Source organism: Paraburkholderia sp. (genome assembly GCF_035656215.1).
GTDB lineage: Bacteria > Pseudomonadota > Gammaproteobacteria > Burkholderiales > Burkholderiaceae > Paraburkholderia.
Map to the genome: position 1 here is coordinate 1 of NZ_DASRSY010000110.1, position 23,994 is coordinate 23,994.

A 23,994-nucleotide genomic window follows, 5' to 3' on the forward strand; every position below is an offset into this window, starting at 1 on the left:
GCGCGTGTTGCCCGTCGGTATGCGCGATCCGATCGGCCTTGCGTACCTGCTTGCGCGCGCGGCCGATACGATTGCGGACACCTCGCTGATCTCGCCCGAGCAACGCCTTGCGTTGCTGCTGTCGCTGCGCGACCAGGTTAACGGCGGCGCCAACGACGGCGCGCTGTTCCAGCGCATGGCCGCCGAAGTGGCGGGCCAACAGGTCCAGTCGGATGAAAAAGTCCTGCTGGAATCGCTCGGTCCCGCACTCGAGGTGCTGTCGCAACTGAGCGAGTCCGACCGCACAGCCGTACGCGGGATCGTGTCGACCCTGACTGAAGGGATGGAATTCGACCTTCGCACGTTCCCCGACGAACGTTCCGGCGAGATCGCCGCGCTGCGCGAGTACGAAGAACTCGACCGCTATACCTACCTGGTGGCGGGCTGCGTCGGCGAATTCTGGACCACCATGACCTACGCGCATATGCCGGGCACGCTGAAAGAGCGGCCCGAGACAATGGCGCGCCGCGGCGTGCGTTTCGGCAAAGCGCTGCAGATGACCAACGTGCTGCGCGATTGCGGCAAGGATCTGCGGATCGGCCGTTGTTATCTTCCTCAGACGATGCTCGATCAATACGGCCTGAGTGCGCAAGCGCTCCTGCTGCCGGCGAATTCCGTTCGCGCCCGGCCTCTGATGGTCGAACTCGTACGCAAGGCACTGGATCATTTCCGCGAGTCCCTGGACTACACGCTGGCCATTCCCGCATTTTCGGTGCGTTTGCGCCTCGCGTGTTTGTGGCCAATTCTGATCGGCCTGGAGACGCTGCTGTTGCTGGTGGATAACGATGCCTGGCTCGACCCTGCGAAGGTCTCCAAGGTCCGGCGCAATCAGGTGTATCAGATCATCGCCTCGTCGCTATTGCTGGTGCCTTCGAATGGCCTCGTGCGAGCGGCGGTTGAAAAGCGGATCAAGCAGATTGAAGCGCGGCTCTGAAGCGGCTGCTTCGCTATATGAATCAGCGCGCTACGTTGCGCGCGAATCAGATCGTCCCGCAGTATCGCGACGCATAACGTGTGGTGCCCATGCAATGTGGGCAAGCGTACTGAATAAAAGCGCCATGGGCCGTAGTTTGACGGACAACCCCCCTTGTCCGATTCCAGACGCTCATGGCACCCACCGGCAAACAACATTGCGACACGTTGGACCTGATCCGTGCGCTGGCGGCAGGTGCCGTGTGCATCAGTCATCTGCGCAATCTCATGTTCGTCGACTACCGCGCGAGCTCTGGTATCGGACTTGCGGGCAAGGCGTTCTATTTCATCAGCAACTACGGCCACACCGCGGTGATCGTTTTCTTCCTGCTGAGCGGCTATTTCGTCGGCGGCTCGGTGTTGCGGCAGGTCGAAACGGGGACTTGGAACTGGCAGCGCTATCTGACCGAGCGCATGTCGCGGCTATGGATCGTGCTGATCCCGGCCTTGCTGCTGACGCTGTTCTGGGACCGCATGGGTATCGCGCTGGTGGGTGGGCCTTTTTATCTTGGAACCGAGGGCACATTCGATCAGCAGATCAATGTCGCTTCACATCTCGGCCAGGCGACGCTGCTGTGCAATCTCGCGTTTCTGCAGACGCTCACATGCGGCACATATGGATCCAATGGACCGCTATGGAGCCTCGCCAATGAGTTCTGGTACTACATGTGGTTTCCCGCCTGTTATGCACTGCTGCGCCAGCGTCGCGGATTAGGTGCAATCGCTGCGGGCGTGCTCGCGCTGAGCACGATGATCGCGTTTCCGTCGCTTCTGAGCGGGTTCGGATTGTGGATGCTTGGCGTTGTGCTGGTGTTGCTTGAAAAGCGCTTCCCGGCGCGTGGCACGCGGGCAGGTTTGCCATGGTTCACGCTTGCCAGTGGGGCCGTTTTTATCGCAGCGCTAGTGGTGTCGCGCATGTTCTTGTTGAGTAACGACTGGATCGTCGGTGTACCGTGTTTCGTATTCCTGCGCTGCATACTTTGGGAAAACGTTCGCCTGCGTCCTGCGTCGCTATCGCGTATCGCGGTGCTCTTTTCCGGATTTTCCTATTCGCTGTATCTGACGCACTTCTCATTCATTCTTTTCGTGGCAGCGGTCGTGTTCGGGCAGCGCATCGAGTTCGACGGCCGGGGCGCGCTGGTGTTCGTGGCCATGCTGGTTATCTGCTATGTATACGCGTTCGCGGTGTATCTGCTGTTCGAGCAGAATACGAAACGCGTGCAACGTGGCATCCGGCAGTTCCGCTTTCTACGACCCAAGCCAGATCCAGCCACGCCGCATAGCTGATTAATGTGGCAGCGCCACTTAACTTAATCTGCATCATTGAATAGCCACCAATCGGGAAACCCCTAGCATCCTGCATCGATGGTTCGCGTTAGTCTCTTCAAAAGAGGAGACGATCCATGAGGCAAGCGTTCAATATTGCTGTGGTGTTGTTGCTTGGCTATCTGATGGCGGATAGGGCGCTAATGCGCGCACAGGCGGGAGAAACGGGGACAATAACGTGCCACCAAGGCGCGGAGCTGGTCAAATCGGGTGCGTTGAAAAAGGGCTTCGGTGACGCCGGCGCCAGCAGTCAGGGTGAAAACTTCCTGTCGAGCTGTCTCGTCACGGGGCGTGGCCAGGTAGGCGATCTGATCGCCCGCGAATGACGCGAGCAGCCTGGCATCGCTGAGGCTCCATCCAGACGTAGCACGATATAAAGAAAAAGCGCCCAGACCGCGAAGGTCCAGGCGAAGTCATCGGGAGCCCGATGACGGAGGTATCGAATACTGAACTGGCCCGCGATCGGGGATACTCGATCGCGGGCCAGTTCGTTTGGATCAGAGCGCGCGGCTGTTTTGCGCGCGTAGCGGTCGATCCGTATCCGCAGGGACCTTCGTGGACTGTGAGAGCCGGGTAAAGGCCTGGCTGGTGCGCACCTCACGATCATCCCGGACTTGATAGAAGTCTTTGCTGAGCCACTGTCCGAAACGCATCATCGCGGAGCCGAGTGCGCTTTTTAGCCGAACCCACCCAGTCTCGTTACGGGCGATGTGTGATGCGGACTCCACGAAATCCGCGGCCAATTTATCCAACTCCGCGTGCAAGTAGTCCGCGAAATGATGGAGTCCGTGCTGATTGCCGTTCGACGACTTCTTTTCCAGCTCCACGTGCTCCGCAATCAGCGATTGATTGGTCACGCGGATAAAAGGTGGCGTATCGGACCGGGCAATGCCGGTGGAGCGGATCGCCGGTCCGACGCTTGCCGCAGCCTGCGTGCGATTGCCGAGCGGCGCAAGCTCCCACTTGTCGCAGAGGTATTTCAGCAGGCTGCAGTGATCGAATTGCGTATGGCACACGCCCGCGTCGCACCATGGGGAGACGAGAATGGCGGGGACGCGCACGCCGAGTTGCGTGAAGTCGAAACTGTCCGTGTGCTCGTCGGGCGCCACTGCGTTCGATGGCGGCGGAACATGGTCGAAGAAACCACCATGTTCGTCGTACAGGATCACTAATAATGTGTGCTCCCACAATGTCTGATTGGAACGCAGCGCATTGTAAGTATCGGCGATCAGTTTTTCCGCCTTCATGATGTTGTGCGGCGGATGATCGTCGTTCTGTGCTTCGCCGAAGTATTTCGGTTCGATGAGGACGAACTGCGGAAACTCGTTCGCGGGGCCGGCGGCATCGGCGAAGAACGTGTCGAACAGGTGGTAATTGGCGAGATTTTCCGCGCGACGCTGGTTTTTCAGCAGCAGTGACGCGGGAAAGTCGTAGAAGTAAATCTTCCACGTTTTCGCTTTGTCATTCAGACGGTCGAAAAGCGTATCCTGATACTGCTCGGTGTACCACTTTGGGTTCAGGGCAGCGAGCCCCTCTGGCATCCCCACCTCACCCATCGACGTACCCGTCAGCGCGAAATAACGGTTCGGCCAGGTTGGGCCGGGCAACGACGAAAACCATTTGTCGCACACCGTGAATTGCGTGCCCAGCGTGTGTAACGCCGGAAGAAAATCGAGCGGGTAATAGCCCATGATGTCCTGCCGCGCGGCGATGCTGCTTTTCGGGTAATCGTTTGCGAACGATCGAACGAAGCCGCCGTTGTCTCCCGCGATCTGGGTCAGCACGGCCTCGTGTCCGTGATCCGGGTCGTGTTGCATTTGCCGCTCTTGCGTCGCCTGCGGGAAGAATGCATGGCCTTTGCCGTCGTCGTTGGACTTGGACGCGGCGTTGCGTATGCCATCCAACCCGGCATGCACCTTGTCCAGACAGCCGAGCATCTGATCGAAGGAATGATTTTCCATGAGCAGCAGGACGACATGTTCGATCTGGTCCTTCGGCGCATTCTCCGCATTCGACGCGTTTGCCTCGCTTGCTGCCGTTTCGCCGTCGTGGACGTCCCTCATATTCATCGCTCCAGCAGGGGATTGGATGGATTGTGGTGCGTACTGCCGTGTCAGCTCATCAGGTAATGCCAGCGCTGCAAACGTAGCGCAAAACGCGCCGTTGCGAAAGCGTGTTGTGTTTTGACCAATGGATGCGGGCAGATTGGTCGCCTCGATCTGTCGGGAAGAAGACGGTCCTGCTGCTGGGGAATTCAAGCATTAAGCCGCTATGCTGAATGAGGGTGACGCAAAATGAAAAAAGGGCGCCACTTCAACTGGCGCCCTTTTTTCCTATACGACTGACGGTTGGTTAACTCAAACCGCCGCCGGCCGCCATTTCAACAACCGCTGTTCGATCGCCGTCAGCAGATAGTCCGCAGCCAGTGCGACCACCGCCAACACGATCATCGCCGCGAACACGCCGCTTGCATTAAACGCGCCTTGCGCGGTGGAGATCAGCAGGCCGATACCTTGCTTCGAGCCGAGGAATTCGCCCACCACCGCACCGACCAGCGCAAAGCCGAAGCTTACGTGCAAGCTGGCAAGAATCCAGCTCAACGCCGACGGAATCACCACTGAGGTCGTCACCTGACGGCGCGACGCACCCAGAATCTGCGCGTTCGCGATCATGTAGCGGTCCGCCTCACGCACGCCCTGGAACGCATTGGCGAACACGACAAAGAACACCATGACCACCGCCAGCGCCACCTTCGAAGCCATGCCAAGACCGAGCGAAATCACGAAGATCGAGCCGAGCACCACGCGCGGAATCGAATTGGCGATCTTGATGTACAGGCTGAATACGTCGGACAGCAGCTTGTTGCGGCCGAGCACGATGCCGCAGACCACGCCCGCCACTGAGCCGATGATGAAGCCAAGACCGGTTTCTTCCAGCGTGACCCAAACCTGGGTGAGCAGCGGGCCTTGCGATGTCCCGTTCACGAACCAGTCGACGATCTGATCGAAGATCGCACTCGGCATCGAGAAGAAGAACGGATCGATCCACTTCAGACGCGCGGACAATTCCCACCCGCCGAGCACAACCACCAGCACGATAATGCGCAGCGAGATCACCAGCGCATGACGTTGCCGGATGCGTTTTTGCGCGACACGTTCGACCTGCGCGAGCGTCGCGGGATCGATACCCGAAGGCATCGTCTGTTGAGGGGTAGTAGACATGTTTGCCATTCCTTGATTAACCGATCTGCACTTCTTCGCGCAGGTCGTGCCAGATGTCGCGCGAGATTTCGATAAAGCGTGGGTCGTAGCGAACCTCGGACGTGACGCGCGGACGCGGCAGATCGATTTCGTACACTTTCTTCAGCGTCGCCGGACGTGCGGTCAGCACGAACACACGGTCGGCGAGCGCAATCGCTTCTTCCAGATCGTGCGTGACGAACACCACCGAACCGGCGCCGCCCCACAGTTGCAGCAGTTCGTCCTGCATCAGCGTGCGCGTCTGCATGTCGAGCGCCGAGAAGGGCTCGTCCATCAGCAGGATTTCCGGCTTGTTGATGAAGGTTTGCGCGAGCGCCACGCGCTTTCTCATGCCGCCGGACAGTTGATGCGGATAGTGCTTGCCGAACTTGTCGAGGCCCACGCGGCGCAGCCATTCGTTGGCTTCGTCGTATGCGGCGGATTTCGAGCGGCCGCGATACAGCGGGCCGGCCGCCACGTTGTCGAGCACCGAACGCCACGGAAACACGGCGTCGGCCTGAAACACGAAGCCGATACGCGGATCGATGCCGTCCACCGGCGCGCCCATCACGCGCACTTCGCCGGTGGTAGGCTTCAGCAAGCCGGTGATCATGCTGAGCGTGGTCGATTTTCCGCAACCCGTCGGCCCGACAACGGCGACGAACTCGCCGCGCGCCACCGACATGCTGAAGTCGCGCAACGCGATTGTCGCTTTGCCGTCCGGAGAGATGAAGCGGCACGATACGTTGCGCAGCTCGATGGCGGGCGTATCGCGTGACATGGGTTGATTCATCGGCTGGTGCCTCGCAGTTCTCTTGATGTTGATAGGGCGCTATTTCGACGGCGTTACTTCGCCGCGGTCTTGACCGTTGCCGACACGTAGTCGTTGGAGTAGGTCTTGGCGAGATCGATATGCTTACCCTTCACCGAAGGATTGAACGCCGACAGGACCTTCAGGACGGTGTCCGGGCCGTCGGCGGGCATCTTGCCGTCCTTCGTGAACATCGGCAGCGACGCCTTCAGCGCGCCGACATACAGGTCCTTGTTGTTGCCGTAGTAGTCCTTCGGCATCTTCGCGGCGATCTCTTCCGCGCTATGCGTCGCGATGAAGTTCAGCGTCTTCGCGAACGCGTGCGCGAGTTTCGTGGCGTCTTCCTTGTGTGACTCGGCCCATGCGCGCTGCACGTAGAAGCTCGAAGCCGGGTAGGTGCCTCCGAGCGCGGCGCGCGTGCCTTCCAGCGTGCGCATATCGACCAGCACCTTGGCGTCGCCGGTCTTCAGCAACTGCGAAACGGTCGGCTCGGTGGTCATGCCCGCGTCGATACGGCTCTGCTTGATGGCGGCGATAAAGCTGTTGTCCGCACCGACCGGCAACAACGTGTATTGCGTGGACGACACGCCCGCGCGTTGTGCGAGGTATTGCGTGAGGAAGCTGGTCGATGAGCCGAGGCCGGTGACGCCGAGCGTTTTGCCCTTCACGTCGGCCATGCTCTTGAGCGTATCGGCAGCCTTGGTGGAGACCATTTCCACTTCACCTGGCACCTGGCCGAAAATCACCAGCGCCTGGACTTCCTTGCCTTTGCTCTGCAGATCGATGGTGTGATCGTAGAAACCCACCACGCCTTGCACCGCGCCCGCGAGCAGTTCGTTTTCCGCATCCACGCCGGCCGGTTGAGAAAGGATTTCGACGTCGAGGCCTTCGTCCTTGAAGTAGCCGAGTTGCTCCGTGAGCTTGGCCGGCAGATAGATGATCTTGGTGGCGCCGCCGACCATGATGGTCAGCTTTTCGGCATGAGCCGCGGCCGAAGCGGCGGCAAGGGTGAACGCAACACCTGACACGGCGGCAATCTGGCGCAAGGTACGCATGAAGCAGTCTCCTTAGGTTTGGTCGCCGCTATGTGCGGATGCGGCGCTTTTTGGGTGAATGACGGCGATTATAGAAATCGGAAACCTTCTGGCAGCTTTCGGGGCTGTGTACAAATCATGGGTGTTAACCCGAAACTTTGGCACAACGTGGGCGCAACCCCGCGGCAAACGCCCCGACGTGTTGCACAAACCGCTCCGAATGCGCGCAAAGTCCTTGTTTTACGGCACAATCGGCGTCCTGACTTTTGCCGTTCATTTCGCCGGCCCCGCCATGAAGCTGCTGCTCATCGAAGACAACCCCACGCTGGCGCACTGGCTCGCGAAGATGCTGGAGCAGGAGGCATTCGCGCTCGACGCCGTGCAGGACGGCGACGCCGCCGACCGCTTGCTGCGCACCAATCACTACGACGTGATCCTGCTCGACCTGAATCTGCCAAAGCTGTCGGGCAAGAACGTGCTGCGCCGTCTGCGCCAGCGCGGTGACGCCACACCGGTGCTGATCCTCACGGCGAGCGGTTCGATCGACGAAAAAGTGGAATTGCTCGGCGCCGGTGCGGACGACTACCTGGTCAAGCCTTTTGAAGTGCGCGAGCTGATTGCGCGGATCAAGGTCGCGATCCGGCGTCAGTCGCCGTCGAAATCGAGCGAGGTGTTGTGCGGCGATCTCGCGTTCGACATCGACACGCGCCAGTTCATGCTGAAGGGCGCGCCGCTGAACGTCACGCCGCGCGAGCGCTCGGTGCTCGAAACGCTGATCCTGCGTCTGGGCAAGACGGTGACGAAGCCCGCGCTGGTCGACGCGATTTTCACGCTCTCGGACGAACCGAGCGAGGACGCGGTCGAAATCTACATTTCGCGGCTGCGCAAGAAGCTCGACGGCAGTTCGGCCGCGATCGTCACGTTGCGCGGGCTGGGTTACCTGCTGCGCAAGAAAGAAGATGACCAATAGCCTGCGCATGCGCCTGCTGTGGTGGCTGCTGGTGCCACTCGCGTTGTACGTGTTCGTCACGGGTAAGGCTGAGTACGACAACGCGCGGCGCACGGCGGATCTGGTGCAGGACAATCAACTTATCTCGTCGGCACGGATGATCGCCGGTGAAGTGGAATGGGTGGACGGTTTTCTGCGCGTGGACGTGCCGCCTGCCGCGCTTGAAGTGTTTGTGTCGCCATATCGCGATCAGGTGTTCTACAGCGTGCGGGTCGACGATGGCCGCCTGCTGGCGGGCACGCCGGATTTTCCGCAGCGCGCGCTGCCCTCGTCCGACACGGCCGATCACTACGACACCGAACTCCAGGGCCAGCCGGTGCGCGCGGTTGGCCTCGTGCGCCTGATGTACGACAACGGCGCGACGCGCCGCGTACGGGTGACTGTGGGCAAGACGGTGCGCTCGCGCGACGCGATGGCGCAGCAACTGTGGCAGCCGCAACTCGTGCGGCAGATCGAGATGATCGTGCTGGCGGTCGCGCTGGTCTGCATCGGACTCACTTTCGAATTGCGGCCGCTGATGAAAGTGAAGGAAGAAGTCGCCGACCGCGACCCCATGCAACTCGAGCCGATTCGCGTCGAGCGTCTGCATACCGAGTTGCGGCCTATCGTCGAAGCGATCAATCAATGTATCGCGCGCCTCGGCGTGCAGGTGGCCGCACAACGGCGCTTCATCGCCGACGCCGCGCACCAGTTGCGCACGCCGCTCACGCTGCTCGGCACGCAATTGCAGTTCGCGCGCCAGCAGGACGGCCTGAATCCCGCGCTCGACGAAGCGCTTGCCGCGATGCACCGCAGCAACCGTTCAATGGTCGGACTCACTAACAAGCTGCTGTTGCTCGCGCAGGCCGAGGCCGCCGACAACACGCAACTGACGGTGGAAACGGTGGATCTGGTGCCCCTGGCCATGGAGGTGGTGGAAGATCTGGCGCTGCTCGCGCAGGCCCGCGACATCGATCTCGGCGCGGAGCTGAACGGTTCCGCGCCGGTGGCAGGGCATCGCGGCCTGCTTCAGGCGTTGATCTCCAACCTCGCCGAGAACGCGATCCGCTATACCGGCAGTGGCGGCCACGTTACGGTCGCCGTTAGCGCGGACGTCGATCGGGTCGCCGTGTCGGTGTTGGACGACGGCCCTGGCATTCCGGCCGAGTCGCGCAGCCGCGTGTTCGAACCGTTTTTCCGGGCGTCGGCAGACACGGAGGGAACGGGGCTGGGCCTCGCCATCGTGCGCGAAATCGCGGACGCGCATCACGGAGAGATCACGCTCAAGCCGGGCGAGGCCGGCAAAGGTGTGCACATGACAGTCTTGTTTCCACGTGCGGCCGCGGAAGGATCTCAGGCCGGTTAAATCAACCGTTTTAAATCAGTGGCTTCAAAGGTAGTCGGGACAAACCCTCGATCGGTACAAGAAACGCGTGGCGAAAGCTTCGGGAAGGATTTGCGCCCCTAGAATTTTTGGCAGGCGATCCATCAAACGCCGACCGCGCACGCAGAATATAACGGAGACAACTGCAATGAACCCTGCTTTGACGCGCCTTTCACGCGCCGTCCGTGCCGCTGTCGCGGCTTCGCTTTCACTTTTTCTGATCGTCCAATCGACGGCGCCTGCGCAAGCCGCAGCGCCAGAGAAAGTCGTCATCATGGTGGGCGGGATTACCAAGCTCATTTATCTGCCGGCGCGGCTGACCGAACAGCTCGGCTACTTCAAGTCCGAAGGCCTCGACGTCGAACTGCTGTCGCAACCGGCGGGTGTCGATGCGGAGAACGAACTGCTCGCGGGCAGCGTGCAGGCGGTGGTGGGCTTCTACGATCATTCGATCGACCTGCAGGCCAAGGGCAAGGAAGTGAAGGCGATCGTGGTATTCGGCCAGGTGCCCGGCGAAGTGGAGATGGTGGCGACAAAGCAGGCCGATACGATCAAAAGCATGGCTGACGTGAAGGGCAAAACGCTCGGTGTGACCGGGCTCGGCTCGTCGACCAATTTTCTGACGCAGTATCTGGCGAATCTCAAGGGTGTGCCGAGCTCGCAATACACCGTGCTGCCGGTCGGTGCGGACAACAGCTTTATCGCCGCCATCAAGCAGAGCCGCATCGACGCGGGCATGACCACCGAGCCGACCGTTTCGCAGTTGCTGAAGACCGGCGACGCCAAGGTGCTGGTCGACATGCGCACGCTGGAAGGCACGCGCGCCGCGCTCGGCGGCACCTACCCGGCTTCGAGCCTGTACGTGCAAAGCGCGTGGCTCGACACGCACCCGCAGGAAGCAGCCAAACTCGCGCGCGCCTTCGTGAAGACGCTGCAATACATGCATACGCACAGCGCCGAAGAAATCGCCGCGCAAATGCCGAAAGACTATCTCGGCAGCGATAAGGCACTCTATGTCAGCGCATTGAAGGCTTCGTTGCCCATGTACACGGCCGACGGCAAGATGCCCGCCGACGGTCCGGAAACGGTGCTGAAGGTGCTCGCGGGCTTCAATCCTTCGGTGAAGGACCGGCATATCGATCTGTCGCGTACTTTCACCAATCAGTTTGTCAACGAGGTGAAGCCGTAAGATGAATGTGAGCGCATCTTGAGGCGAGGTGCGCTCGCTTTCCGGAAAAGAGGAACAACGAATCGTGTTTTCAGGCAGTTTGCGCGGACGCTTGCTGTGGTGGCTTTTGCTGCCGCTGGCAGCGTTCGTTTCCATTTCCGGCATGATTTCGTATCGCAACGCGCAGACCACGGCCGACCTGGTTCAGGACAACGCGTTGCTATCGTCGATGCGCATCATTGGCGAGGACATCGATTGGGATAACGGCAACGTGTCGATCCAGATTCCGCCGGCCGCACTCGAACTGTTCGAGTCGCCGGAACAGGACAATGTGTACTATCGCGTCGAAGCGAGCGGCCACCGCCTGCTGGCCGGCAATCTCGAGTTGCCGGTGCCGCGCGGTGCGGGCGATGTCCCCATGCTTTACGCCACCCATCTCGACGACGGCCGCGCCGTGCGTGCGGTCGCTTATGTGCGGCAGCTATACGACTCGGGCCGCACCGAAGAAGTCGTCGTGGTAGTCGCGAAAACGGAAGGCTCGCGCGATGCCATGGTGTGGCGCCTGTTGCGTCCGCAACTGTTCGGCGAGGTGCTTACGCTGGTGCTCGCCATGGTGTTCGTCTATCTCGGGCTGACCTTCGAATTGCGGCCGTTGATGAAGGTGAAAGACGATGTCGCCGATCGCAACCCGTCGCAACTCGAACCGATACGCGTGGCGCGCCTGCATGTCGAATTGCGGCCGATCGTCGAAGCGATCAACCAGTGCATCGCGCGCATGGGCCAGCAGGCGGCGACCCAGCGGCAATTCATCTCCGATGCCGCGCATCAGTTGCGCACACCGCTTGCGCTGCTGGTTGCGCAGATCCAGTTCGCGCGGCAACGTGAGAATCGGGACGTGCCGCTCACCGAAGCGCTGGCCGGCATGCATAAAAGCAGCCGCAAGCTGACCACTTTGACCAACAAGCTGTTGCTGCTCGCGCAGGCCGAGTCCGCAGCGCTATCCCATGCGCGTGAACGGGTCGATCTGAGCGCGCTGATCGCGAGTGTGCTGGAGGAGTTGATCGCATTCGCGCAGTCGCGTGAAATCGATCTGGGCGCGGAACTGGAAGACGGTCTGTACGTGACCGGAGACGAGGCATTGACTGCGGCGCTCGTGACCAATCTCGTCGACAACGCGCTGCGCTATACACAACCCGGCGGCTGCGTCACCGTGCACACGCGGCGCGACAATGATAGGGCGATTGTGCGTGTGATCGACAATGGGCCGGGTATCAAAGCCGAGGCGAGGGCGCGCGTGTTCGAGCGTTTCTATCGCGCGTCGAGTCACGCCGACGGGACCGGCCTCGGTTTGCCGATCGTGCGCGAGATCGCTTATCGGCAAGGCGGCACGGTTAAGCTCGAGCCGGGGGAGGGCGGTGTCGGTCTGGTCGTCACTGTCGAGATGCGACTATGGTCGGCAGCGGTTTAATGCGCTGCCAATTCAGGGGAAACCGATGAAACTGCTGCTGGTTGAAGACGACGCTGACCTCGCGCGTTGGGTGATGAACCTGATGCAGGTCGAGAATTTCGTGATTGACTGGGCGCAGGACGGCGAGCGCGCGGAGACGCTGCTCGGCTTGCAGTGCTACGACGCGGTGCTGCTCGATCTGCGGCTGCCGGGCATTGGCGGCAAAGATGTTCTGGCGCGTCTGCGCCGCAAACGCGACAACGTGCCCGTGCTGATGCTCACCGCTAACGGCTCGACCGACGACAAAGTGGCCTGCTTTTCGGCAGGCGCGGACGATTACGTCGTCAAACCCTTCGACGCACGCGAACTGGTGGCGCGTATCAAGGCGCTGATCCGCCGCCAGGCGGCGGGCGATAAAGGACAATCGATCGACTGCGGCGACCTGCGTTATCTATTCGATTCCCGCGAATTCGTACTACAAAACGAACCGCTGCCGTTACGGCGGCGCGAACACGCGATCCTCGAAACGTTGATGCTGAAGCAGGGTAAGACGGTCTCGAAGTCCACGCTAATGGACAAGGTCTTTACGCTCGACGATGAACCCAGCGCCGATGCCATCGACATCTACATTCACCGCCTGCGCAAGCATCTCGCATGCTCCAGCGCGAAGATCATGACCTTGCGGGGGCTCGGCTATATCCTGCGCGAAGAAGTGTCGCGCGAAGCGTTTGCCGAGGCGTTGTAACGCCATGACGCAGTTTTGAATGACTCGTTCGACCATTGTCAATACTGTTGCGTTCAGTGTTTTCACCGACGTTTCCTGCACCTCCGCGAAAGAGGCGTGAAGGGTTGGTCTGACTATCCTTTGTTCTGCTACTCAAGTGGATATCAGATCATTTCAACGCAGCAGGATCGGAGGGGACGATGGTAAAAAAAAGCAGCTTGTTGCTGGTGGCGAGCACGGGCGCATTGGCGATGGGAAGCGCTCACGCGCAATCGAACGTACAGCTTTATGGCTTGATGGATCTGAGCGCGGTGTCTTATCAGACCAACGCGAATGCTGATGGCAAGCACGTGGTTTCAATGGGCATCAACGGCGAGCCGTGGTTCAGCGGCAGCCGTTTCGGTATGAAGGGGGCGGAAGACCTGGGTGGCGGCCTGAAGGCGATTTTCAAGTTGGAAGCCGAGTACCGCGTGAGCGACGGCGCCATGGAAGACCCGGGCCAGATATTCGACCGCGATGCATGGGTGGGCGTGGAGAGCGGCACCTTTGGTAAGTTCACCGCCGGTTTCCAGAATACGGTCGCGCGCGACGCGGCTGCGATCTATGGCGACCCGTACACCAGCGCGCAGTTGACCACCGAAGAAGGCGGCTGGACCAATACCAACAACTTCAAGCAGCTGATTTTTTACGCGGGCAGCGCAACCGGCACCCGTTACGAAAACGGCCTCATCTGGAAGAAGCTGTGGAATAACGGCATTTTCGCGTCGGCGGGTTATGCGTTCGGCAACAAGACGAGCTTCGGCAACAACGCCACGTATACCGCCGCGCTCGGCTATAACGGCGGTCCGTTCAACCTGTCCTCGTTCTACAACCACGTCAACAATAACGGCTTCACCAATAAGGCCTACTCGGTGGGCGGCAATTACACGTACAGCATCTTCCGCGTGAATGCCGGCTATTTCCACTACACCGGCGATCAGGGTGCGTTGGGCCAACGCCGTGACAATGCGTGGACCGTGTCGTTCAAGCTGGCGCCGAAAGGCCCGCTCGACTACGAACTCGGCTATCAGCAGATGCACACGACGAACGCCGCATTCGACACCAACGGCAGCATTGCCAATGCCAACCTGAGTTTCGATCCGGATACGGGCACCGGCAGCGGCTACAAGGAAACCTTGTACGCCTCGATGTTCTATCACCTGTCCAAGCGCACCGAGCTTTATGTGGCCGGCGACTACATGAAGCTGCACCACGGCTATGTCGTGGCGACGACGTTCGGCGCGAAGAACCAGTTGGAGTTGACGACGGGTATTCGCACGCGTTTCTAAGTATCGATCTGAAGGCTGGAGAGGTGGCGCGCGGTTAAGTCGAGGCGCTGCTGAAGGCTTGCGATCATAACGCCGCGTGCATCGAGTATGCACGCGGCGTTTTTTCTATCGGCATCTTCCGTAAGGTTTTCATAAGGTTTCCCGTTGCATATTCGGCCCATTGAGTTAGCGCGAGCGCGAGCACGCCTGCTCGCAACGTCGAATTAAATGCCTATTAATGGGAGAGCCAGCTTGCTAGAGACCTCGACTTATCGTGTTGCCGAGATGCGCAACAAAGTGCCCGAGGCAACCCTTGTCTTCTGGGCGATCAAGATCATGGCGACCACGGTCGGCGAAACCGGTGCGGACTATCTGACCGTCCACGTGGGGCTCGGCACTGCGCTCACCGGCGGGATGATGCTTACCTTGCTGATTGCGGCATTGGCCGTGCAGCTTCGCATGCGCAAGTACGTGCCGTGGATTTACTGGCTGACGGTGGTGCTGGTCAGTGTCGTCGGCACGCAGATTACCGATGCACTGACCGACAAGCTCGGCATCAGCCTTTATGTCAGCACGGTCGTGTTCGCCCTCGCGCTGGCGGTGGTGTTTGCCCTCTGGTATCGCAGCGAGCGCACGCTGTCGATTCACACCATCTACACGACGCGACGGGAGCTTTTCTACTGGGCGGCTGTGTTGTTCACATTCGCACTGGGCACCGCGGCCGGCGATCTCGCGACAGAAGCGCTGGGGCTCGGCTTCATGATCGGTGTCGTGGCATTCGGCGCACTGATCGCAGTGGTCAGCGCTGTCTATTACGCCGGTGTGAATCCGGTGCTGACTTTCTGGCTTGCCTACATTCTGACGCGGCCGTTGGGCGCCTCGTTTGGCGATCTGCTTTCGCAGTCGCGCGCATACGGCGGTATCGGTCTCGGCACGGTCAACACGAGCGTGCTGTTCCTCAGTGCAATCGTCGCGCTGGTCATCTTCGCGAGCGCGGTTGAGCAGCGATCTCTGCGTGCTACCGCGGCACGTGAACCTTGAGCGCGTCTCGTTCGAGCAGTCGTACACGCAGTCCTTTTTCAATCGAATATCGGATCAAACGGAAGAAAACCATCATGACTCAACGCACCGTCAGCAAAGCTGTCATCGCTTCTTTCATCGCTATCTCTGCTATCAGCTTCGGGCATCGTGAGGCGGGTAGGATAGGGTTTCCATCGGCCGAGGCGGCGGAGCCTGTCAAGGCGTCAAAGCTCGGCGACCTGTCGTCGTTCCGCAAGATCGCCGCCGATACCGCGGCATTGGTCGGCAAAGGCGACCTCGCGGGCGGTAAGGCGCGCATCAAAGATCTGGAACTCGCATGGGACGACGCAGAGCCTTGTTTGAAGCCTCGCGCAGCAGCGGACTGGCACACCGTCGACAAAGCGATCGACCGCTCGCTGAGCGCGTTGCGCGCCAGCACGCCGAACGCAGCGGAATGCAAGCAGTCGCTGGCCGATCTACTGGCGGTGATGGACCGGATGAACGGCAAGGTCTGACACGCCTTCAGGCGCGAGCGATTACAGAAGCGATCCGACAGAGAGTGGGCCGCTTCTGAATCGAAATGGGATGCGAAGCAATGATCGCTGTTGAGTCAGCAAATTGAAAGCTCGGAATTGCACAGCGGCAGGCGTTCATTCACCTGGTCTAGAACGCCCGTTCTTTTCCACGCCATATACCGAAGATAGCAAGTCCGTTGCTGCGGAAAAGTTGCCGGCAGCCTGTGCCATTTTTCTTTCGTTTGCATCACCCAGAGTATCGCGTTGAGGATCTCGCGATCGCTGCGACGGGGCCGCCCGCGGCCTGATGAGACCACGGGAAAGAGACTCTGGACACCAGCCCAATCGGAATCGGTGAGAGGAATCTGAAGCATCGGCCGCCTTGAATGACTGTGTGGGAAATGCGCCATTCCTCGCAATCCATTCCGCGTAAGCGCGATATTCGGGATCGTTCATCAGATGCCGTTCCTCTCACCGCCGCGACCGCCGCACTCACTTGCGCCTCACGCTGTTTAAAACGCAGCGGTATAGATCGCCAACGCGTCGGCCTCGGTAACAGGCCGGGGGTTATTCACCAGAAGCCGTGTTTGTAACATCGCGTCGCTCGCCATCCGTTCGAGCCCGCTATGTTCGATGCCGACATCGCGCAACCGGGCCGGAATGGCGGTCGTGGCAATCATCTGTTCGAGCCGCTCGATCAACGCCAGCGTCTTGCTTTCGGCACTCCCCGCGATGCCCGGCACGACCACCTCCGCGAGCTCCGCGTACAGATGCGCCGCGACCTCCGCGTTGAACCGCAACACGTGCGGCAGCACGAGCGCATTCGAAAGACCGTGTGGGACGTGATAAATGCCGCCGATCGGATAGGCGAGCGCATGTACCGCGGCCACCGGCGAATTGGCGAACGCCTGGCCGGCGAACGCCGCGCCGAGCAGCATCGCCTCGCGCGCCGCGCGATTCTGGCCGTTCTCGCACGCGGGCAACAGATTGCGCGATAGAAGTTCGAGCGCCTTCACCGCCAGCATGTCGGAGACCGGGTTCTTCAAATGCGCGGACGTGTACGCCTCGATCGCATGAACCATCGCGTCGACGCCGGTTGCCGCCGTTGCGGCAGTAGGCAGCCCGAGCGTGAGTTCCGCGTCGAGAATCGCCAGATCGGCGACCAGTTGCGGCGCGACCACGCCCATCTTCTTCGCGTCGCCCACCGTCACGATCGACACGGCTGTGACTTCGGAGCCGGTGCCCGCGGTGGTGGGCATCTGCACGAGCGGCAAGCGCGACACCGTGACCTTGTTCACACCGTACATCTCGCTGAGGGCCTGCTCCTGTTGCGGAGCGAGCACGGCGATCAGCTTCGCCACGTCCATCGACGAACCGCCGCCGAGCCCCAGCACGATCTCGGCGCCGGCCTCGCGCGCCCACGACGTCGCTTCGAGCACGATGTGCTCGGGCGGATCGGCGATCACGTCGTCGATGACGGTGGCAGTCCAGCCGTGCGCCGCGAGATCGGCGAGCGCGGGATTCAGTAGCCCACTCCTGTGAAGAAAGCCATCCGTCACGACACACAGGCGGGTGAGCGACGGAAATTGCGCGCGCAACAAAGCGCCGAGACGGCGCGCCGCGCCGAACTCGACGACCATGGTCGGCACGGTTTGAAACCGGAATGTGTTCATCATTGAGCGTCTCCAGACACCATGTGGCTCGTGACTTCGCGCCGGTCAAGCAGCGGAATGATCGTGCCGAAGCCGAGGCTTTGGAAGTGCTGCGTATCGCGATGCGCGGTGAGGCCATCGGCGTCGCTGTACTTCTCCAGAATCACGAAGTGGTCAGCGTCGAGCGGCGAGCGGAAGAATTCGTAGTAGAGATTCTTGGGTTCAGCGCGGGTCGCCGCAGCGAGTTCCGTGAGGGGCTTCACGATCGCATCGCCGTTGCCGGGTTTGGCGAAATAATGTGCGATCACCTGCAGGTAAGCGTTAGCCATCGGCTACTCCAACAAGATGGGACCTTCAACGTTCAGGATCCAGATTCCACAATTCGCTGTCGCTGGTGGATACCGCGACGGCGCCGTTCTTCAACGCGTCGAACACGTCGCCCGTGTTGCAGACGAAGCCCGAGGTGACGATCGGCGGCAAAGCCTTGCGGTCTTGCGCGGCCAGATGCGAGAGCATTGGCGCAGGCATCAGTTGTACCAGATTCGGATCGCTTTGCTCCAGTGCCTTCATGCTGCGCGGCCAGGTCGAGCGGTCCGTCACGAACACTTTCTGCATCGTGACGAGACCGGCCCGATTGCCGCGCTGGATAGTGGCCACCCGGGTCGAGACGAGGCTGGTGACGCCAATGTCAGCCAGATACTCCACGCCGCCTTTGTCCTGCGAAAGCCCATCGCAGCTGTCGATATTGACGATGACATATTTGCCGGCTTTTGTCAGCGCCGCGACCACCGGGTGCAGTTTGCGCAATTCGACATTCGCGACGATCGAGATTTCAGCGGCGCTTTGCAGAAAGATGTCGATCTGCTCGACGCCGTACAGCGTCGCAATGACCGGGTGGCGCGTGAGGCGCGCCCCAAGTGACTTATCCATGTGATTACTGCTTCGCGTCTTGGGCTTGCTGGTCAGTCAGGCCAAGCTTGCCGGGATTGAGAATGTTCTTGGGGTCGAGCGTGCGCTTGACTGCCTGTAGAACCGGGAATGCGCTACCGAGCGATTCGCTCATATACGGCGCGCGCAACAGGCCGACGCCGTGATGGTGGCTCAACGCTGCATTGTATTTGATGAGCACGGCGTTGGCGGCATCCCATGCCGCGCGATACCACTTCGCGCGATGCTCGATCTCGACTTCGCCGCGCAACGAGAAATACAGGCACGCGCCGTCCACATACGCATGCGACTGGTGCGCGGAACCGGCCAGCGTGCCGGGCACTGCGTTGATTGCGGCCACCACGTCGGTGTAGATGCCGGCCAGGTCTTTCCACGGGCCGACCATTTCCAGCGTATCGGCGACAAAGCCTGGGCTGCGTTTGAAGCCCTCCGCGCTCTTGCCGGTGAGGTAACGCGTGTCGAGCCACTTCTCGAAGATGACCTTGTCGTCCAGCTGTTCGCCGAGTTCCTTGCACACGCGCTCGCTAATCGTCAGCACGGCCTCGACCATTTCGCGCGGACCTTCGTCGGCGATCAGCAGTACGTTTGATTCCGGCAGCCCGAATTGCACGCCGCTTTCGAGTTCATCGTAGAGACGCAAGGCCGCCGGATTCGCGCCTTGTTGCATGATCTGGCGGCAAGCTTCCAGGCCGACCGCAAAGGTCTTGAAGCCATACGCGATCGCACGACCATAATCCGGCAGGCGATGCAGCTTCAGACGCACACGCACGATCACGCCGAGCGTGCCTTCCGAACCGATGAAAAGCTGCTGCAGATCGGGGCCGACGGCGGCGCGCGAATAGCCGCCCACACTGATCAGGCTGCCGTCGGCGAGCACCACGTCCATGCCGAACACCATGTCTTCGATCTTGCCGTAGCGCGTCGAGAGTTGACCCGCGCCACGGCATGCCACCCATCCGCCGACCGTGCTGATCGCATACGAAGAGGGCCAGTGGCCCATCGTCATGCCGTAGTCACGCTGAATAGTCTCTTCAAAGATGTCGCCGAACATGCCGGCTTCAACTTCGACGATCTGGCTTTCTTTATCAAAGCCCACCAGGCGATTCAGCTCGCACACATCCAGCACGATGCCGCCGCGCACGGGCAGCGCCGCGCCGGTCACGTTGCTGCGTCCCGCGGATACGGTCACCGGAATCGACGTTGCGTTGGCGATGCGCATGACCGCTTGAATCTGTTCGACCTTCGAAACGCGCACGATCACGGCGTGCGGCGTGGCCGGCTTGCCGGCGGTTTCCGTCACCATCGAGGCGGCCCACCAGTCGCGCGTCCATGCGACGACATCGGGCGCGAGCGTCAGGACTTCGTCGGCTACGGCGCGCAGCGCGTCGACATGTTGTGCGCTAACCTTGACCGGATCGCGTTGCAGACCGGCCTCACCGGTCGTGTCCTTGATCGTGGCGGCGTAAGCCGGCGGAGTATGCGCGCCGACGATATAGTTGCCGCGGTTATAGCCACGCTTGATTGCTTCTTTGCTGATCATTCGGTTTCTCCCATAAGAACAGATTTTTCGTGTTCGACGGCGGCGACGTAGTCGCTCACCTGCTTTGCGACGACCGCCTCGGACAAGCCGAGCTCCGTCTGTAAAATTTCGCCCACGCGCGCGGCGGCGCGTGCCGATGCATCTCGTGCCATCAGGCGTGCGCGGATGCGGCGCGACAGCACGTCATCCACGTTGCTCGCGAGTTCGTGTCTGACGGCGTAGAGCACTTCCGCTTCGGTGTACGGCAGGCCTTCGACGATCGGCTTCAGCAAGCCCGCATCGCTTTCGAGAATGTCGGTGACGAAACGCGCTTCCGTGCCGTAGCGTTCTCCTAATTGAGCGGACAAGCCACCCGACGCGACGATCGCTTGCGAGTCGTAGCCCGCCGCACCGAGCAGATACGCCGACTTCGTACGGCATTTCGCGCGTTTGCCGATCACCTTCTGCGCGGCGTCGATGGTCTGTTCGGCCATGTGCCGCGAGGTCGTGAGCTTTCCGCCAACGATCGTGACGAGCCCATCCGGCGCGGTATGAATCTCATGATTGCGCTTCATTTCCAGCGTCTTTCCGCCGGGCGGCCCGACCAGCGGCCGGCAACCGGCGATGCTGCCCACCACGTCTTCCGCTTGAAGATCGGTTTTCAAGGCGGAGCGCGCGCCTTCGATCAGGAAGTCGAGTTCCTGGCGCGTGCAACAGACGTCGTCGAGATCGCCGCGATAGTCCTCGTCGGTGGTGCCGAGATAAGACACGTTGCCCCAGCGCGTGATCGTCGCGCGACGACTGCGGCCCGGCACGGGAATCGTCACAGTGCAGTCGTTGCGAATCTTCAGCCAGGGAATTGCGACGTGGACGCCTTTTGCGGGACGGATTTGCAAGGCAGCCGGATCGTCTTTCTTGCGGCCGTTCCAGTCGCGCAACCAGACGCCGGTGGCCATGACCACCACGCCGCCGCGCACGCGAATCTCGCGCTCGTCCGCATGCACGATCACACCGTCGACACTGCCGTGGCCGTCGCGCGTGATCTCGACGACCTTCGCGTGATTGACGACGGCCGCGCCATGAAACGCCGCCGTGCGCGCGAGATTCAACGTGAGGCGTGCATCGTCGACGCGCGCATCGAAATACATGAAGCCGCCGGTGAGATTCTCTTCGTTGAAGGTGGGGCAGTGCGACAGCACTTCCGCCTTGCTCAACTTCTGATGCAGGATGCCTTCGCGCCAGCCGCCGGCAATGTCATAGGTCCACAGCAAACTCTCGAAGGCTTTGGCGAGGCGCTTGTCGAACACGCCATCCTTCTCCATGATGGGAAACAGGAACGGCAAACGTTGCACCAGGTGCCGTGCGTTTCTGCGCAAACGTTGCCGTTCGAGCAACGAGTGACGCACCAGCCCAAGATTGCCTTGCTCGATATAGCGCAGGCCGCCGTGCACCATCTTCGACGACTTCGACGATGTGCCCGAGGCGAAATCGCTCTTTTCCAGCAGCGCCACACGATAGCCACGCAAGCTCGCGTCGAGTGCCGCGTATGCGCCGGTTACGCCGCCGCCCACGATCACGATGTCGAACGTTTCGCTGCCGAGCCGGTCGAGTTGCTCGTCGCGCACCATGCGCAAGGGTTCGGTGCCCGTCATCTCAGAGCGTTCTTTCGAAGCCTTTCTCGATGGAATAAACAACATGTGTATCAGTCCCCCCGACTGTTATCGAATGCGCTTGCGTGGGCGAGTTCCGCCTCGACCCTTGCATGCCACGAGGCGCGCCGCTGCGCGCACGCCCCGGATTCCGCCGATGGTTCGAACACCGCTTCAGTGACGGTGGTGGTGCGCGCGTGCTGCAGCGAATCCCACAGCAAGCCCGACGACCCCGCGAGAAACGCGGCGCCGCGCAGGCTTGCTCGATTGCTTTCATGCATGCGACGCACTGGCATGCCGCTTAGATCGGCTTGAATTTGCAGCAGCGTGTCGCTGCCCGACAGGCCGCCGCCGACCACCAGTTCGGTGGCTTCGACGTCTGCGATCGCCTGATTCGCGTCGATGCACAGCGCGACCGAGTGGGCGATGCCTTCAAGAATCGCGTAGGCGATTTCGGCTTGCGTGCTGGCGATGGAAATACCGCAGAGAGAAGCGCGTGCGTTTGGCTGCAATTGCGGCACGCGCAACCCGGTCAAGGCGGGTAGGAAAGTCACGCCGCGCGCCGAGTTCACCGTCGCGGCGAGGGCGCTGATCTGCGCGGGATTGTCGAACCAGTGCAATTTCTCGCAGATCCAGTTCAGCGCCGATCCAGTGGTCGCGACGAAGGTTTCTAGCGAGTAGTGCGAGACATTGTGCTGACGGCGTGCGGTCATCGTCAGCGTGCCTTCGTGCGAGGTTTCCGTAGTGGGCGGAACCTGCGTGCCCACCAGCAGATCGACGAAGCTACCGGTGCCGTGCACGCACATCGACTGGCCGCGATCGAGGCAGCCGAGGCCCACCGCGCCTGCGAGCTGATCGCCCGCACAGGAGAGAATCGGTACGTCGATGCCTAGCACCTCGGGGCGAGTTCGACCGAATTCATCGGCATCCTGACGAAGTTCTGGCAGGAGTGCCTGCGGGAAACCAAGGGCGTCGATCCAGTCGAGGAAATAGCGGTGGTCGGCAAGTAGATACGCACTCGCCGAGGTCGCGTTGGTCGGCGTCGTCACGCAAATGCGCTCGTTGGACAGATGCCATAGCAGCCACGTGTCGATGGTGCCGAACGCGAGGCGGCGCTCGCGATGTGCGAGCATTACAGAGGGCGTCGTTTGCAGGTGATGGGCTGCCCACAGGTAAGGCGAGCGCACGCCGGCAGGGCGTCCCACGCGTTCTATCAGCGTGCTGTCCCACTTTGCGGCCAGCCGGTCCAGTTCGCTTGCGTGGCGCGTGTCCTGCCAGACCATCGCGGGCACTAGCGCCCGGCCGGTGTGGGTGTCCCACAGCACGGCGGTGGCGCGTTGTGTCGCGATGGCCAGCGCGACCACGTTCAACCTCTCGCTGGTCGCGCGTGTCAGCGTCGCGCGGCACACGGCGATGGTTTTCTCAAGAATGGTGTTCGCGTCCTGCTCGACGACGCCCGGCCGCGGACTGTCGACACTGAGCGGCAGGTACTCCAGACAGGAGACCTGTCCGTCAGCGCCGACGACTGCCGCGCGCGTGCCGGACGTTCCCTCGTCGATCGCAAGAATAACGTTTTGATTACGGGTCATCGCTGGGATTTCTCGATTGCCGGGTTCATGAAGACGGGTGCTTCCTCTGCATCGCTTTTGAATTGCGGCGCATCGGGTTCGTTGTCTGGGGTGATGGAGGTGCGCGTCGGGTCCCACTTGATGACGAAGCAGATCACGCTCGCCACCAGAGGCACGATCGCCAGAATCAGGAAAGTCCTGTCGAGCCCGTAGTGCTCGCGGAATAGCGGGAATACCAGCAGACCCAGCGCGGCGCCGATCGAACCCAGCGCGCCGATCACGCCGTTGGCGCCAGCGCGAATCTCACTGCGAAACGACAGCGAAGAAAGACTCTTGCCGTTCGCGCCGGGACCCGAAGAGTGGAACAGAATGAACAGCGACGGCACGATGACCGCGAGCCACAGCGGCATCTTCGAGCCGAACAGGCCGAGCACCACCAGCATCACGAAGACTGCGGCGAAGCCGAATGCGGACGCACGCCGCAAGCCGAATCTTTTGCCGATGACCGGCGACATGAAGCCGCCGACGATGCCAAACACGTTGAACAACAGCGCGCCGAGCGTTGCGTAGATGAAGTCCTTGCCGAACAACGCGGCGCTGATCAACGGCAGATACCAGCCGATCGCGAAGTACTGAATGGATTGGCCGACCTGAACGGTGGCGGCGAGTAGGGTGCGTGGCAGA

At 61.1% G+C, this 23,994-nt stretch carries 23 protein-coding genes; 11 read left to right on the forward strand and 12 right to left on the reverse strand.

Annotation, left to right across the window (positions count from 1 at the left end; all coding sequences use genetic code 11):
* The 3 genes from VFE81_RS06180 to VFE81_RS06190 all read left to right on the forward strand — a co-directional run.
* Positions 1-973: phytoene/squalene synthase family protein (locus VFE81_RS06180; protein WP_325043747.1), on the forward strand; the 973-nt coding region annotated here is incomplete at its 5' end.
* A gap of 173 nt (positions 974-1,146) precedes the next feature.
* Positions 1,147-2,298: an acyltransferase gene (locus VFE81_RS06185; protein WP_325043748.1), complete on the forward strand. Its 1,152-nt coding sequence runs from the start codon at positions 1,147-1,149 to the stop codon at positions 2,296-2,298.
* A 116-nt stretch (positions 2,299-2,414) separates the two neighbouring features.
* Entirely contained in the window at positions 2,415-2,663 is a 249-nt protein-coding gene (locus tag VFE81_RS06190) for a hypothetical protein (protein ID WP_325043749.1), read from the forward strand.
* Between the two features lie 171 nt (positions 2,664-2,834).
* Here VFE81_RS06190 and VFE81_RS06195 read toward each other — a convergent pair whose 3' ends face one another.
* From VFE81_RS06195 to VFE81_RS06210, 4 genes are all read right to left on the reverse strand, one after another.
* The gene (locus VFE81_RS06195; protein WP_325043750.1) at positions 2,835-4,400 is read right to left on the reverse strand and encodes an alkaline phosphatase family protein; all 1,566 of its coding nucleotides are present in this window, start codon (positions 4,398-4,400) and stop codon (positions 2,835-2,837) included.
* Between the two features lie 294 nt (positions 4,401-4,694).
* Positions 4,695-5,558, reverse strand: coding sequence for an ABC transporter permease (locus VFE81_RS06200; RefSeq protein ID WP_325043751.1), 864 nt, complete (start codon positions 5,556-5,558; stop codon positions 4,695-4,697).
* Between the two features lie 16 nt (positions 5,559-5,574).
* Positions 5,575-6,369, reverse strand: coding sequence for an ABC transporter ATP-binding protein (locus VFE81_RS06205; RefSeq protein ID WP_325043752.1), 795 nt, complete (start codon positions 6,367-6,369; stop codon positions 5,575-5,577).
* Between the two features lie 53 nt (positions 6,370-6,422).
* A complete protein-coding gene (locus VFE81_RS06210) occupies positions 6,423-7,442 on the reverse strand; it encodes an ABC transporter substrate-binding protein (protein ID WP_325043753.1) in 1,020 nt (339 codons plus the stop codon).
* Positions 7,443-7,713: 271 nt separating this feature from the next.
* On the opposite strand from VFE81_RS06210, the gene VFE81_RS06215 reads away from it, so the two are divergent.
* The 8 genes from VFE81_RS06215 (at position 7,714) to VFE81_RS06250 (ending at position 15,974) form a co-directional block, all read left to right on the forward strand.
* Positions 7,714-8,391 carry a response regulator gene (locus VFE81_RS06215; RefSeq protein ID WP_325043754.1) on the forward strand — a complete coding sequence of 226 codons (678 nt, stop codon included), beginning with the start codon at positions 7,714-7,716 and terminating at the stop codon, positions 8,389-8,391.
* A complete protein-coding gene (locus VFE81_RS06220) occupies positions 8,381-9,775 on the forward strand; it encodes a sensor histidine kinase (RefSeq protein WP_325043755.1) in 1,395 nt (464 codons plus the stop codon). The genes VFE81_RS06215 and VFE81_RS06220 overlap by 11 nt, the downstream gene beginning before the upstream one ends.
* A gap of 166 nt (positions 9,776-9,941) precedes the next feature.
* On the forward strand, positions 9,942-10,982 hold the full coding sequence (locus tag VFE81_RS06225) for an ABC transporter substrate-binding protein (RefSeq protein ID WP_325043756.1): 1,041 nt from the start codon (positions 9,942-9,944) through the stop codon (positions 10,980-10,982).
* 64 nt (positions 10,983-11,046) lie between these two features.
* The gene (locus VFE81_RS06230; RefSeq protein ID WP_325043757.1) at positions 11,047-12,429 is read left to right on the forward strand and encodes a sensor histidine kinase; all 1,383 of its coding nucleotides are present in this window, start codon (positions 11,047-11,049) and stop codon (positions 12,427-12,429) included.
* 25 nt (positions 12,430-12,454) lie between these two features.
* On the forward strand, positions 12,455-13,153 hold the full coding sequence (locus tag VFE81_RS06235; RefSeq protein WP_325043758.1) for a response regulator: 699 nt from the start codon (positions 12,455-12,457) through the stop codon (positions 13,151-13,153).
* A gap of 179 nt (positions 13,154-13,332) precedes the next feature.
* Complete coding sequence (locus VFE81_RS06240) at positions 13,333-14,460, forward strand: porin (RefSeq protein WP_325043759.1); 1,128 nt, start codon at positions 13,333-13,335, stop codon at positions 14,458-14,460.
* A 264-nt stretch (positions 14,461-14,724) separates the two neighbouring features.
* A complete protein-coding gene (locus VFE81_RS06245) occupies positions 14,725-15,480 on the forward strand; it encodes a hypothetical protein (protein WP_325043767.1) in 756 nt (251 codons plus the stop codon).
* A 74-nt stretch (positions 15,481-15,554) separates the two neighbouring features.
* A complete protein-coding gene (locus tag VFE81_RS06250) occupies positions 15,555-15,974 on the forward strand; it encodes a histidine kinase (protein WP_325043760.1) in 420 nt (139 codons plus the stop codon).
* A gap of 95 nt (positions 15,975-16,069) precedes the next feature.
* On the opposite strand, the gene VFE81_RS28945 is transcribed toward VFE81_RS06250, so the two are convergent.
* From VFE81_RS28945 to VFE81_RS06285, 8 genes are all read right to left on the reverse strand, one after another.
* Positions 16,070-16,384 (reverse strand): transposase, encoded by a 315-nt coding sequence (locus tag VFE81_RS28945; protein WP_414695554.1) that lies wholly within the window; start codon positions 16,382-16,384, stop codon positions 16,070-16,072.
* A 102-nt stretch (positions 16,385-16,486) separates the two neighbouring features.
* The gene (locus tag VFE81_RS06255) at positions 16,487-17,647 is read right to left on the reverse strand and encodes an iron-containing alcohol dehydrogenase (RefSeq protein WP_325043768.1); all 1,161 of its coding nucleotides are present in this window, start codon (positions 17,645-17,647) and stop codon (positions 16,487-16,489) included.
* The gene (locus VFE81_RS06260) at positions 17,647-17,955 is read right to left on the reverse strand and encodes a putative quinol monooxygenase (protein ID WP_325043761.1); all 309 of its coding nucleotides are present in this window, start codon (positions 17,953-17,955) and stop codon (positions 17,647-17,649) included. Before VFE81_RS06260 ends, VFE81_RS06255 begins: the two co-directional genes overlap by 1 nt.
* 25 nt (positions 17,956-17,980) lie before the next feature.
* Positions 17,981-18,556 carry a glycerol-3-phosphate responsive antiterminator gene (locus VFE81_RS06265; RefSeq protein ID WP_325043762.1) on the reverse strand — a complete coding sequence of 192 codons (576 nt, stop codon included), beginning with the start codon at positions 18,554-18,556 and terminating at the stop codon, positions 17,981-17,983.
* A gap of 4 nt (positions 18,557-18,560) precedes the next feature.
* Positions 18,561-20,114 carry an FAD-binding oxidoreductase gene (locus tag VFE81_RS06270; protein WP_325043763.1) on the reverse strand — a complete coding sequence of 518 codons (1,554 nt, stop codon included), beginning with the start codon at positions 20,112-20,114 and terminating at the stop codon, positions 18,561-18,563.
* Positions 20,111-21,790, reverse strand: coding sequence for a glycerol-3-phosphate dehydrogenase/oxidase (locus VFE81_RS06275; RefSeq protein ID WP_325043764.1), 1,680 nt, complete (start codon positions 21,788-21,790; stop codon positions 20,111-20,113). The genes VFE81_RS06270 and VFE81_RS06275 overlap by 4 nt, the downstream gene beginning before the upstream one ends.
* 5 nt (positions 21,791-21,795) lie before the next feature.
* Positions 21,796-23,331, reverse strand: coding sequence for an FGGY family carbohydrate kinase (locus VFE81_RS06280; RefSeq protein WP_325043765.1), 1,536 nt, complete (start codon positions 23,329-23,331; stop codon positions 21,796-21,798).
* The coding region (locus tag VFE81_RS06285) for an MFS transporter (RefSeq protein ID WP_325043766.1) at positions 23,328-23,994 on the reverse strand (667 nt) is incomplete at its 5' end. The genes VFE81_RS06285 and VFE81_RS06280, both read right to left, overlap by 4 nt.